The sequence below is a fragment of the Prolixibacter bellariivorans ATCC BAA-1284 genome (genome assembly GCF_000621705.1).
Classification (GTDB): domain Bacteria; phylum Bacteroidota; class Bacteroidia; order Bacteroidales; family Prolixibacteraceae; genus Prolixibacter; species Prolixibacter bellariivorans.
This window is the reverse complement of the sequence record NZ_JHXO01000012.1, coordinates 159,869-173,146: the sequence shown is the minus strand read 5'-3', so window position 1 is coordinate 173,146 and position 13,278 is coordinate 159,869. Positions and strand designations below refer to the sequence as shown.

The 13,278-nt window shown below is 47.4% G+C and carries 8 protein-coding genes; all 8 read left to right on the top strand.

The window, feature by feature from the left end; translation table 11 throughout:
* The first annotated feature begins 25 nt into the window (after positions 1–25).
* The 8 genes from T426_RS0117130 to T426_RS0117095 all read left to right on the top strand — a co-directional run bounded on the left by T426_RS0117130 (position 26) and on the right by T426_RS0117095 (position 13,157).
* Positions 26–1,192, top strand: a complete 1,167-nt coding sequence (locus T426_RS0117130) for a 6-bladed beta-propeller (protein ID WP_025864922.1) — start codon at positions 26–28, stop codon at positions 1,190–1,192.
* 143 nt (positions 1,193–1,335) lie between these two features.
* Complete coding sequence (locus T426_RS0117125; protein WP_027586021.1) at positions 1,336–2,502, top strand: 6-bladed beta-propeller; 1,167 nt, start codon at positions 1,336–1,338, stop codon at positions 2,500–2,502.
* A 19-nt stretch (positions 2,503–2,521) separates the two neighbouring features.
* Positions 2,522–3,637, top strand: a complete 1,116-nt coding sequence (locus tag T426_RS0117120; RefSeq protein ID WP_027586020.1) for a 6-bladed beta-propeller — start codon at positions 2,522–2,524, stop codon at positions 3,635–3,637.
* Between the two features lie 165 nt (positions 3,638–3,802).
* Positions 3,803–4,951, top strand: a complete 1,149-nt coding sequence (locus T426_RS0117115) for a 6-bladed beta-propeller (protein WP_148303770.1) — start codon at positions 3,803–3,805, stop codon at positions 4,949–4,951.
* Between the two features lie 61 nt (positions 4,952–5,012).
* Entirely contained in the window at positions 5,013–6,095 is a 1,083-nt protein-coding gene (locus T426_RS0117110) for an efflux RND transporter periplasmic adaptor subunit (RefSeq protein WP_027586019.1), read from the top strand.
* 74 nt (positions 6,096–6,169) lie between these two features.
* Positions 6,170–6,568 (top strand): four helix bundle protein, encoded by a 399-nt coding sequence (locus tag T426_RS0117105; RefSeq protein ID WP_025864917.1) that lies wholly within the window; start codon positions 6,170–6,172, stop codon positions 6,566–6,568.
* A gap of 254 nt (positions 6,569–6,822) precedes the next feature.
* Positions 6,823–10,014, top strand: a complete 3,192-nt coding sequence (locus T426_RS0117100; RefSeq protein ID WP_027586018.1) for an efflux RND transporter permease subunit — start codon at positions 6,823–6,825, stop codon at positions 10,012–10,014.
* Positions 10,011–13,157, top strand: coding sequence for an efflux RND transporter permease subunit (locus T426_RS0117095; protein WP_027586017.1), 3,147 nt, complete (start codon positions 10,011–10,013; stop codon positions 13,155–13,157). The genes T426_RS0117100 and T426_RS0117095 overlap by 4 nt, the downstream gene beginning before the upstream one ends.
* Positions 13,158–13,278: the final 121 nt, after the last annotated feature.

Sequence of the window (13,278 nt, the reverse complement as noted above, 5' to 3'; positions counted from 1 at the left end):
AAGCCAATCATACATTGATTATCCAATGAACCGAAAATCAAATTCATATCTATGGCTGCTTCCTGCACTGTTGGCAGGAAGTTTGCTTTTTTTGTTGTCTTCGTGCCAGACAACACCCAAAGCACTTCCGGTATTTAACCCGGCCAAGGTTGATTCTGTCCGGATGGTGCTCTCGGATATTGCCACCGGTTGCCGGTATGTTCCGTTGAGCAACGAAATTCCTATCCGGATGATCAACCGGGTGGTAGCTACCGATAGTCTGTACTTCATCGGGTCACCGCAAAACGAAATCCTGGTCTTTAATGCAGAAGGAAAGTTTCAGCACAAAATTGGGCGGCTGGGAAACGGTCCGGGCGAATACCATTTTAGCTCAGCCTTTACCGTCGATCTGGAGAAAAAGATTGTTTATCTGCTCGACCAAAACCGTTTGCTGGAATACAATTTCGAAGGACAATTTCTGCAGGAAACCCCGTTGCAAAAATGGGGCAACGATTTCCAGGAAATCCGGTATCGTGACCACTTGATTTACCTCTTTGAGCCGCTTTCCTTCGGCTATGCCAAATACGACTGGCTCATCCTGAATGAAAAAGGTGAGGCGGTAGGGCAGAAGATGAATGCCATTCCGCAGGTTCAGTCACAAATGGGCGGGAACTGCTATGCCTTTGGCGATGGCAATCATTTGTATTACACCAATGCGGTGAACGATACGGTGTTTTCGATGGAAGGAAAAGAGTGGAAGGCTCGTTGCTTGTTCAAACTAAGCAATGACAAGGCGACGCAAAACCCAGGAGCTGGTTTCAACCTGCTGGATATCGTTTCATCCGGACCGGATTGGTTCCTGCGCTATTTCTTCGACGGGAAGTTCTATCTGGCGGCATTTAATATACGTTCAGGGAAATTCCAGATGGTGGGGCAAACCTCCAACCTCTCTTCGCGTGACGGAGGTCCCGGCCTAGCGGATGACCTGGACTGCGGTTTACCGTTTGTTCCGAAGTTTCGTTTCACCAAAGATGGAAACGAATGGTTGTGTGGCTACCGGTACAGTTACGAGGTGAGAAATTACGTGACATCCAAATCATTTCAGGAGGCAGCGGCGAAATATCCCGAAAAGAAGAAGCAACTACAAGCGTTCGCTGACAGTCTGGGGGAAAATGATAACCCGGTGTTGATGCTGGTGAAGTTGAAAGAGTAATCTCATTCATTGAGGGATTCTATTCCCTGTCTTTGAAATGATAGATAAGACATTTTACGGATGTTAAATCATTGATATAGGAATTAGAAAAGGGACTCTCGAAATACTTGAAAGTAAACGTGTATGATTAAATTTAGTATTATATGAATGTTCTTAAACGTATTCGACATACGCTCTTTGTCACAACTGTGTTATTGACTGGTTGTCATAATGTCAATCATACAAAGAGTGGATTGATAGCTTTTGACTTAAAAGATTTAAATACAGCAACAAATGTTAAGTTATCGGATCTGGGCTTTTCCGATATTGAGTATATTCCACTGGAAACGAATAAGCAATGCCTGATAGGAGGAATTAATAGAGTTATTGCAGGCAATGGGTTTTTTCTGGTGAAATACATTGAGAGGATTTTAACATTTCGGACCGATGGTTCTTTTGTCGCTAAAATAGGTGAGAAAGGCAATGGGCCGGAGGAATATCAATTAGCTCATGATGTAGCCATCGATAGGACCAGTAAAAATATTTATGTACTTTCCGGATGGGAACAAAAAATTTATGTTTATACAGAAGACGGAAGATTTATTCGTACGATACCGGTTCCCCGGTACTCAAAGGAATTAACCTTTGCAGGAAATGATATTTTATGTTATAGTGACAATACAGATGGCCTCGTTAAAAACAGTTTTAACCTGGTCGATAAAAATGGTATAGTTATCAAAAGTTTTCCCAACAAATATCCTTTTAAAGCTCAGCCCTTTGTAATCTTCTATCAACACGAGATTCTGTTTTACAGGTATGGCAGTCAGGTTTTTAAAAAGGAAATATATTCTGATACAATTTATGCGTTTGTGAAAAATGTGTTTAAACCCAAATTTGTATTAGAACAAGGGAAATGGCTATTGACACCCAAAGTTCGTGAAAATGGTGACTGGATGAAGGTTCTAAAAAATTATATTACTCAGTGGAACCTGTTTGAATTTGGAGATAAAATATATTATGAATTTTCAGATAAAACCGGACGCTTTTGTTTTATTGGCTCAACGAATAGTGATTTTCGAAGTTTAACAGATTGGGAGCAGGGTTTTGTTGATGATCTGGATGGTGGGCCGAATATAAAACTTCAAACGGTTGGAGATGATAAAACCGTAATAAGTTGGGTAAGCGCTTTGGCTCTCAAAACGTATGTTGCCTCCGACGCTTTTAAGAACTCCAAACCCAAATATCCCGAAAAGAAGAAAGAACTGGAAAAGCTGGCCAACAGCCTGAATGAAAATGATAACCCAGTGCTGATACTGGTGAAAATGAAGTAAAACGATTCAAAAAGTCAAAATGAAAATTAGCATTCTTTTTATGGTTGTGTTGGGAGTGTTCTTTACCTCCTGTGTAAATCAAAGTGAAAAAGGCAACTCGTTGGTGAACATTCGGGTCAATGTCAATCAGAACGCGAACCTGGATAAGCAGGTGACCATTCAAAAAATTGTTCCGCTGGATAGCACGGTACCGATCGGGAAAGTCCGGAAATTGTCGGTCTACGATGACCATTACTATCTGCTGGACAAGAGTTCAGATGAAATCCTTTGCTACGACGAGAATGGCCATTTCAAATTTAAGATATCGGATAAAGGGAAGGGGCCCAGCGAATATATTGCGATTCAGAGCTTCTTTGTCGATCCGTTTCATCACCGGTTGAACATTATCTCAGTGGGTGGAAAAGTGCTGAAATATACTCCTGACGGAACACCGGAGGGCGTACAGACCGATAGCGTTGGTTTTAAGATGGTGATGAATGCAGCCCAACTAACGAGTGACTTAACGGCTTATTACGGATTGGGCCCGAAATATAATCTGTATGTCAGGAATCAAAGCACGGGTGAGAGCCATTATTTTATTCCCTTTATCGAGAGTCGTGACATGAGCTTCTCCAGCAAGGCCTTTGCCGTGGGTAATGGTTCTGCCTTGTTTTGTCACGGGTCCAATGATTCCATTTACGAAATTTCAACGGTCAACAACGTAAAAGCCCGATACTATGTCGACTTTGGGGCGAACCGGATTGATCCGGAACTCTACCAGACGAGTCCGGGAGCTGCCATAAAAATATATCAACATAAAAACGTAGCTACTAAGCTGGATAACTTAAATGATACGCCCAATTTCCTGTTGTTTTCTTACCTGATGTTTCATAAGAATGATGCGCGGAATGTCAGTACGCAGTTTGTCATGTATGACAAGGCGAAAAAGAACGTATTGAATTTTCAGCAAAACTGCGGCCTGTTCCCCGTACGTGATGTTACGGACAAGAAGGCGTTTATTTCCCTTGTTTCCCCGGTACAGATTCTTAGCGATGGGCAGAAAGATGGCGTTGAAAAGCAGCTGTCAGATTACATCAAAAAACACCACATCAACGAGGAGAGCAACCCATTGGTGGTAGTGTGGAAGATGAGATAAGAAAGAGTTAATGAAAGTTTTTGGATAGCAAGGAATGAGGGGGTGCTCTTCGTACATCCTCAAAAGAATTCCAATTATTATTTATATAACTAAGAAATTAGTTTAAATTTGTTTGGAAAGAAATACGGACCGCCTCCAAGTTTCATTGATAAAACCGATAAGACGATGAGAAAGTATTTGCTGTTGTTGATTTCTGTTGTTCTTGCATCTTGTTCGACACCGATTTCCAAGGGACCAACAGTTGTATCCCTGGCGAAAGCCTTTCCGGACAGACAACCGATAAACCTGAGTGAAATTGCTACCAAAGTAGAATATGTTCCGTTGGAAACCAGTGATAGTTGCCTGATTGGAAACCATATGAATATATCTACTTCAGCCAATTATATTATTGCCGTTGACAGCAAACAGATGCTATTGTTTGACCGGAAAACAGGAAAGTTTGTTCGCAAAATCGGTCAGTATGGGAAAGGTCCGGGCGATTTCAGCCGAACAGACGAGATACTTCCTTATGACGGAGAACGAGAAACGCTCGCGGCATATCAGGGAACGAAACGGTATACGTATTCGCTGGATGGAAAATTGCAAGGGGAGGTCGGTTTACCCGGAATGATTTTTACAGCTGTCCGGTTTGGGAACGACTATCTTGGATACAAACTGAATTTCACCGGAAAGGAAAAGACCAAACTCGAGCTATTTGACAGTACCGGAACCTCCGTGAAAACGTACCCTAATTATTTAACCTTTGTACCGGATGGTGATGGAATTACGATCTGGAAACCTCATCATTGGTTTTACCGGCTGCAAGGGCAGTTGTATTTCTATGAGCTGTTCAACGACACGTTATTTCAGGCTACCCGGGAGCGTTTAATTCCAACGTATGTTTTCGGCATGGGACGGTTTGCACCTCCTTATGCGAAACAACTTTCGACTGAATACGCCAGAAAAGAGATGAACGAAAACTTCCGGATGATTAGTGTATTTGAATCACCGCGTTATTTGTTTTACAATTTTGCTTATGAGAAAAAAGTTTATGCCTCTGTCTATGATAAGCAAAAAGGAGAAGTACAGATAAACGACGGAACGGAAAGGAATGCTGCCCTGGTGAATGATTTGGATCATTTTGTGCCGGTAAGTCTGGCTGGTGTCAATCAGGAAGACCAGTTGGTTGGTTATGCTGATGCCTACAGGCTTGTTCAGTGGTTTCAGGAACATCCGGATAAAACCGGGCAATTACCTCCGGAGCTGCAGAAATTGAAAAGCCGAAAGGAAACCGATAATCCGGTAGTGATGATTGCAAAATTGAAGAACCTATAATTTTCGTTAGAAGAGCAGAACAAATTTATATCTTTAAGAGCACACTAAACAGATCCAACAAATGACCTCAAATCGACTATCCCGGTTTGTGGCAGCAGTATTCTTATTAGGCCTGCTAGCCTGTTCCGGAGCACAAACCAAAGAGACTGATTCTGCAGATAAGCGAGCGTATCTGAAACAGGAAAACCCCGTTCAGGTTATGGTGCTAAAGAAGGAACCGTTCGAAAAAGAGCTGGTGAATAACGGAAAGTTAGTCGCCGTTCGCAAAAGTGATCTCCAGTTCCAGGTAAGTGAGCAGTTAATCAAGCTGGCGGTTAAAAACGGTGATCATGTCAAAGCCGGGCAGCTGATTGCCTCGTTGAATCCTTTCTCGTATCAGCAAAAGTTGGAAAATGCCAGGATAGAATTGGATAAGGCGAGAATGGATTTGCGAAGCCGGATGATGGGACGGGGATACAAGACTCTGGACACCACCCGGATTCCTATAGCACTTTACCATACCCAGGCGATTCAATCGGGCTATGAGAGTGCCCTGCGGGATCTGAAGATGGCTGAGTTCAACAGGCAGGCTACCCGTTTGATAGCTCCTTTCAGTGGGATTGTGGCTAATATCAACAAGAATCAGTACGACCAGGTGAATGCAGGTGATACTTTCTGTACCCTGATTGATAACTCGGAATTTGAGGTGGAGTTCAGTGTGGTCGAGAATGAAATCAAGGATATCGAAATAGGAGAGGACGTACAGATTGTCCCCTTTGCGAATAGCAGTCAAGCCTATCATGGCCGTATCTCCGAAATCAATCCGGTCATCGACGAGGATGGCTTAATCCAGGTGAAGGCACGGGTGAAGAATCCCGGCGGCCTGATGGAAGGCATGAATGTGAAGGTCCTGGTCGAAAAAGAAATACCCAATCAGCTGGTCGTGCCCAAGTCGGCCGTAGTGTTGCGTCAGAACCAGGAAGTGCTGTTCAAATACACCAAGGGAAAAGCATTCTGGACCTACGTGAAAACCGTGGCTGAAAACAGTAACTCATATTCCGTCATCGCCCATCCCGACAAGGGCGGAACCCTCGCCGCCGGCGACACCGTCATCGTTTCGGGAAATCTGAACCTGGCGCACGAGAGTGAAGTGATCATTAAGTAGTTACTATTGTTACTGTAGTTTCTGTTGTTACTATTGTTGTTGAAGAGTTTCTATTGTTAAAAACGTTGTTGGCCATGACTACGATTAAGACATTTGAGGATTTAGAAATTTGGCAATTAGCACGAAAGTTGTCGAATCAAGTCTATCGCATCATTAGTTACGATGCTTTTGCTAAAGATTTTGGTTTGAAGAATCAGATCAATAGTTCCAGTGGTTCTGTGATGGATAATATTGCCGAAGGTTTTGAACGAGACGGGACGAAGGAGTTTATTCAGTTTTTATCGATTGCGAAAGCATCCTGTGGCGAGTGTCGTTCCCAATTGTATCGGGCATATGACCGCTCCTACATTTCACAGGAAGAATTGGATAGTCTGTCAGCAGAAACCAAAGATTTGGGAAGAAAAATCGGCAACCTGATTACTTACTTAAAGAAATCAGGCTACCGTGGAAAAAAGTATGAACAACCCAAATAACAGTAACAACAGAAACGGCGAAGCTCAACCTGAAACCCTTGAATCAATGAAAAATGAGCAATGAGAATCCCAATAAGTATCGTGAATGGCAACTGATGTTGTTGTTAGTGTTAGGGAGATTGCTTCGTCACTCCCTTGTCGTTCCTCGCAATGACGAACCACAACGCCCGTCTTACAAACAACAGTAACGATAGAAACAATAGTAACCACAGTAACAATAGGAACTGTTAGTAACCACAGAAACGCGCAAGTGCATGGTTAAATTCCTCATCCAACGTCCGATAGCTGTTAGCATGACTTTCATCGCCATTTTGGTGCTGGGGGTTTTGGCAATGAATTACATCCCGGTGTCACTGATGCCGGATGTCGATATTCCGGAGATTACCGTACAGGTGAGTGTGCCCAACACACCGGCGCGGGAATTGGAGAATACTGTTATTCAGCCCATTCGCCGTCAGTTGATGCAGGTGTCCCACTTGGCCGATATCAAAAGCGAGACACGCAATGAGAGTGGTATTATCCACCTGAAGTTTGATTACGGCACCGATATCGACTTTGCCTTCATCGAGGTGAACGAAAAGATTGACCGGGCCATGAACTACCTGCCCCGCAACATCGACCGGCCGCGGGTGATCAAGGCGAACGCGACTGATATCCCGGTTTTCTATCTCAACCTGACAACCCGAGACTCGAGTAAGAGGGTTTCAGGTTACAAGTTTCAGGTTGCAGGTTCGGGGGAATCAAAGGTCCGGGAGAATAAGAACGATGAGCTTTACCCGGTATCGCAGAAGTTCGTCGAGCTAAGCAGGTTTGCCTCCAACGTGATTCGCAAACGGATTGAGCAGTTGCCGGAGGTAGCCATGGTAGACATGAGCGGTCTGGTGAGTCCCGAGCTCCTGATCATTCCGGACAACCGGAAACTGGAGTCGTTGGGCATAACGCAGGATAAGCTGGAATCCATCATCGAAAACAACAACATCAAACTGGGGAACTTGCTCATCCGCGACGGGCAGTACCAGTACAACATCCGCTTTTCGTCGACGCTGCAGAACAAGAAGGACATCGAGGACATCTACTTCAAGGTCAACGATCGATTGCTGCAGTTGAAGGACGTGGCAACGGTGGTGGAGCATCCGCAGAAGCAAAAGGGAAAAGTGCTGTACAACGGACAGGACGCCGTCACCTTTGCGGTCATCAAACAGAGCGACGCCCAGATGTCGGCGCTGAAGGACAAGCTGAACGAGCTGGTTGCTCACTTCGAAAAGGACTATCCCGCTATTCGGTTCAGCGTTACCCGTAACCAAACGAAACTGCTGGATTACTCCATCCGCAACCTCGACCAGAGTTTGCTGTGGGGCGCCCTGCTCGCATTCCTCATCATGTTCCTTTTCATGCGGGACCCGAAAGCGCCGCTGCTCATCGGCATCACCATTCCCACGTCGCTGGTCATCTCAATGCTCTTTTTCTTCGTCCTGCACATCTCCATCAACATCATTTCCCTTTCGGGGATTATCCTGGGCGTCGGGATGATGGTCGACAACTCCATCATCGTCATCGATAACATCACGCAGCACCGCGAACGGTTGAAACGAAAGGCTGTTCAGCAAGGCGAATCGTTCGATGAAGAGTCTGACCCGCTCGCGCTGGCCTGCACCAACGGAACCAATGAAGTATTCCGCCCGATGCTGAGTTCGGTGTTGACGACCTGTGCGGTGTTCATCCCGTTGATTTTCATCAGCGGCATCACCGGTGCGCTGTTTTACGACCAGGCGATGGCCATCACCATCGGTCTGCTGGTGTCGCTGGCGGTATCCATTACCTTGTTACCCGTCTACTACCGATTGGTGTACCGGAAAGAGAAGACCCGGAAGGAGCACAATTTCTGGGAACGCATCAGTTCGCTGAATTTCGAAAAGGTATACATGAAAGGTTTCCGGTTTGTCATGCGGAAGCAGAAGATAGCCTGGGGGATTGTGATCCTGTTGCTGCTGGGAACGGTCTGGCTGTTTCACGACCTGAACAAAACCAAGCTGCCGCCTATCACCAAAGACGAGACGTTGCTGACCATCGACTGGAACCAGCGCATCCACATCGATGAGAACCGGAGGCGCTCGGAGCAACTGGTGGCACAGATTCAACCGTTGCTGAAAGAAAATACCTGCCTGGTGGGAGAGCAGCAGTTCATCCTCGATCCGAGCAGCGCGGCCTCCTCTTCGGAAGTGGTGATCTACCTGAAGGCGAAGAAGCCGAAAGATTTGGATGTGGTCATCCGGAAAGCCAATCAATTCTTGCAAAGGAATTACCCCGAAAGTATTTACTCGTTCAAGGATGCCGGCAACATCTTCAATATGCTTTTCGCCGATAACGAGAAGCCGTTGGTGGCGCGTCTCCGGGCAGTGAACGACTATGGTCCGAAACAGATCAGTTTCCTGGAGCGTGCCAGGGAGAAACTGCAAACCGCCTTTCCCGAACAACACATCGGCCAGTTGCCCCTGTATACTTACACGGTGTTGCGTACCAATCCGGCCAAATTGCTGCTGTACGACGTGTCGTTCAAAACGGTATACAGTAAACTGAAGAGCGCGTTCAACGAAAACCAACTCTTCCTGATTACCGATAACCAGGATTTTGTGCCGGTCATTTTGGGCGACCAGACGCAAACCATCCGGAACATCCTGCAAAATCTGTTCATCCAGAATTCAAAGAACAAGCTGATTCCGGTGCGTGACCTGATTTCGGAAACGAGCGGGCAGGATTTGAAAACCATTGTAGCCGGTAAGGAAGGCGAATATTACCCGGTACCGTTTGATGTGAAGGCGAACCAGGCTGGCGCCGAAATGCAACGGATTCGGCAAGTGGTTTCGGGCGACCGGAACTACGAGGTGAGTTTCTCCGGCAGCATTCTGTCCAACCGGAAACTGATGGTGCAGCTCTTTCTGATTTTGCTGGTCTCCATCGGGCTGCTGTATTTCATCCTGTCCTCGCAGTTCGAGTCGTTGTCGCTTCCGCTGATTGTGCTCATGGAAGTTCCCGTCGACATTTTCGGGGCGTTCCTGGCGCTTAAGCTTGACGGCGAAGGCATCAACCTGATGTCGCTGATTGGTATTATTGTGATGACAGGGATCATCATCAACGACTCCATCCTGAAAATCGATACCATCAACCAGTTGCGGAAGGAAGGGTATTCGTTGCTGCGGGCCATGACCGAAGCCGGTCACCGGAGGCTGAAGCCGATCCTGATGACCAGCCTGACAACCATCCTGGCGCTGGTTCCGTTCCTGTTCACCTCTGGTTTGGGTTCCGACTTACAACGTCCGCTGGCACTGGCGGTCATTGGCGGGATGACACTGGGAACACTGGTCAGTTTGTACCTCGTCCCGTTAGGGTATTATTATTTGAAGAGAGGAGAGAAGTCCCCGGTAAGAACCAATCCTTCTGAATCGTGAGCCAACCCAAAAAATACCGCCTCTCGTCCTTCTCCGTCATCATGGTGTTCATCCTCCTGATGATTGTCGGAGCCGCTATGTTGCCGTTGCTGAATGTGCAACTCAACCCGTCGCGTTCGTTGCCTGAGCTGTCGGTCAGTTACCGGTGGCCCGATGCATCTGCGCGGGTCATCGAGCAGGAAGTGACCTCCAAGCTGGAAGGACTGTTCAGTTCGGTGAAAGGCATCAAGGATGTATCGTCGGTGTCTTCAAAAGGCTCGGGGCGAATCGACTTGTCGTTCAAGAAGACCGTGAACCTCGATGCGGCCCGGTTCGAAGTCGCCTCGCTCATCCGGCAGGTGTACAGCGATTTGCCGCAACAGGTTTCGTTCCCCGAACTGTCACTGGGCACGGGAGGGCAGAATAAGGAACCGATAATGACCTACACCCTCAATGCCAGTGCCAGCCCCTATTACATCCAGAAGTACGCCGAGGAGCATTTGGTGCCGCACCTGTCGGTTATTCCCGGTATCAGCGGTGTGAAGGTGTACGGTTCAACACCCTTCGAGTGGCAAATCAAATACAACAGCGACCAGATTCAAACGCTGGGCATCTCGTCCGATGAGATAGCCAAAGCCATTCAGAACTACTTCCGGAAGGAATACCTGGGCGAAGGCTCGGTCTCGAATATCAGTAGCGAGGCGCATACCATCACCGGCATCTACCTCGAGAATGAAGCATCCGACAGCATCGACTGGCAAAATATTCCGGTGAAGAAGATACAGGGACGTATTATCCTGCTGGGCGATTTGGCGAAAATCAGTTACCAGGAGCAACAGCCCACATCGTATTACCGCATCAACGGACTGAACACGGTGAACATGGTCATCACCCCGGAAGAGCATGTCAACAACCTGCGGCTGGCCAAAAAGGTGAAAGCGGAGGTTGCGCAATTAAAAGCCGGTCTGCCACCGGGCTATTCGCTGTTGCTGTCCAACGACTCGACGAAATACATCCGCGACGAACTCGACAAGGTATTCGTGCGGACCATCTTCTCCATGGTCATTCTGTTGCTCTTCATCTTTCTCATCAGCCGCGAGGTCAAATACCTTTTCCTCATCACCGTCAGTATCTTCACCAACCTTGTCGTGGCCTGCATCTTCTATTATGCGTTCGACGTCGAGATTCACCTCTATTCGCTGGCCGGTATCACCATCTCCTTCGGGATGATCATCGATAACAGCATCATCATGATCGATCACATCCGGCACCAGGGCAACAAGAAAGCCTTCCTGGCGATTCTGGCGGCCACACTGACTACCATCGGGGCGCTGAGCATGATTTTCTTCCTGAAGGAAAAACAGCGCATCAACCTGGTGGAGTTTGCCCAGGTCATCATGATTAACCTGTCAGTATCGATGGCCGTGGCGCTCTTCTTCATCCCCGCTTTGATGGACAAGGTGAAGCTGAAGAGCGGCAAGCTGGTCCGGCATTTTAAACGGCGCAGGCGAACCATTCGCATCTCCCGTTTTTACGAGCGGTTTATCCTTTTTGGAAAACGGTACACCTGGATTTTCATCATCCTGTTCATCCTCGGGTTTGGTATCCCCATTCAATGGCTTCCCAATAAAATCGAAAAAGAAGGGAAGTGGCCCGACCTCTATAACAAAACATTGGGAAGCAGCTGGTTCACCGAGAGCGCCAAACCGGTCCTCGAAAAGGTGATGGGCGGCTCGTTGCGCCTCTTTTCGGAGTACGTCTTCAATAGTTCGTTCTATTCCGAACCGACCCGGACCACGCTGTATGTCCGGGCCAAAATGCCGGAAGGGTGTACCGTTCAGCAGATGAACGAGGGAATGCAACTCATGGAGAACTACATCAGTCAGTTTCCGCAGATTGAGCAGTTCCAAACCATGATTACCTCTTACCGGAATGCGTCCATCGTTATTCATTTCACGAAGGAAGCCGAGAGCAGCGGGTTTCCGTACCAGCTGAAGAATGATATCACCTCGAAAGCCATTAGCCTGGGAGGGATGGACTGGGGCGTATATGGTGTGGGCCGTGGTTTTTCGAACGAATTGAATACCGGGTACCGAAACAACCACATTGTGCTGGAGGGGTACAATTACGACCAGCTGTACCGGTATGCCGAATGGCTGAAAAAGAAACTGTCGAAGAACGAGCGGGTGAAGGACAGCGAAATTGACGGGAACGTGAGCTGGCGCAGCGGCACCCTGTACGAGTATTACCTGGCCTTCAATCACGAAGGCTTCGGCGTTCACGACGTGCAGGTCGATCAGTTTTACCGTTTCCTGAAGGATAAGGTCTACAAAGCCCGGCTCAATCCGGTGTACCACAACAACGAGCTGCAGCCGGTTTCGCTGGTTTCGGACGCCTACGGGAAGTTCAATGTGTGGGACTTCCGGAATTTACCCGTCGAAATCGGGAAGAAGCAGTTGAAGCTGGCCAACTTTGGTCAAATCACCAAGGAGAAGTCGGGTAACGATATTTACAAGAAGAACCAGCAATACCAGCTGGTGGTGGCTTACGATTTTGTGGGGCCGGGACCGCTGGCCAAAATCATTCGCGAGCGTGAAATCAAAGCCATGGCCCGGGTGTTGCCGCTGGGGTATTCGGTACACGATTACAAAGATCAATGGTGGGACTGGAACCGCAAGGACAAAGCGCAGTATTTCCTGTTGTTGCTGGTCATCCTGATCATCTATTTCATCTGTTCCATTCTGCTGGAATCGCTTCTGCAACCGCTGGCCGTCATTTTCATGATTCCGGTCTCGTTCATTGGCGTGTTCCTCACGTTCTATCTCTTCGATTTCAACTTCGACCAGGGCGGATTCGCCTCCTTTATCCTCTTGTCGGGAATTGTGGTGAATGCCGGCCTGTACATCATCAACGACTACAACAATTTCCGCCGGAAGCACAACAATGCGACGGGTCTGAAGCTATACATGAAAGCCTTCAACCACAAGATTATCCCGATATTCCTCACCATCATCTCCACGGTGTTGGGATTGGTGCCGTTTGTCTGGTCGGGACAGAAAGAGGTTTTCTGGTTTGCCTTCGCCGCCGGCGCCATGGGCGGCCTCATTTTCTCGGTGGTGGCGATATTGATTTACCTGCCGTTGTTTTTGCGGATAAAAAAATAATACCGGTGGAATTATTGGTATAGACGCCCAATTTGGGCGTCTATACAATGTAATTTACAAAATATTTTGGTTTGCTTTCGCCACCGGAGCCATGGGCGGCCTCATCTTCCCGGTGGTGGCG

Bases quoted from the DNA above. Each gene is read 5' to 3' on its own strand.
- T426_RS0117130 (WP_025864922.1), top strand. From the start codon at position 26: ATGAACCGAAAATCAAATTCATATCTATGGCTGCTTCCTGCACTGTTG.
- T426_RS0117125 (WP_027586021.1), top strand. From the start codon at position 1,336: ATGAATGTTCTTAAACGTATTCGACATACGCTCTTTGTCACAACTGTG.
- T426_RS0117120 (WP_027586020.1), top strand. From the start codon at position 2,522: ATGAAAATTAGCATTCTTTTTATGGTTGTGTTGGGAGTGTTCTTTACC.
- T426_RS0117115 (WP_148303770.1), top strand. From the start codon at position 3,803: ATGAGAAAGTATTTGCTGTTGTTGATTTCTGTTGTTCTTGCATCTTGT.
- T426_RS0117110 (WP_027586019.1), top strand. From the start codon at position 5,013: ATGACCTCAAATCGACTATCCCGGTTTGTGGCAGCAGTATTCTTATTA.
- T426_RS0117105 (WP_025864917.1), top strand. From the start codon at position 6,170: ATGACTACGATTAAGACATTTGAGGATTTAGAAATTTGGCAATTAGCA.
- T426_RS0117100 (WP_027586018.1), top strand. From the start codon at position 6,823: ATGGTTAAATTCCTCATCCAACGTCCGATAGCTGTTAGCATGACTTTC.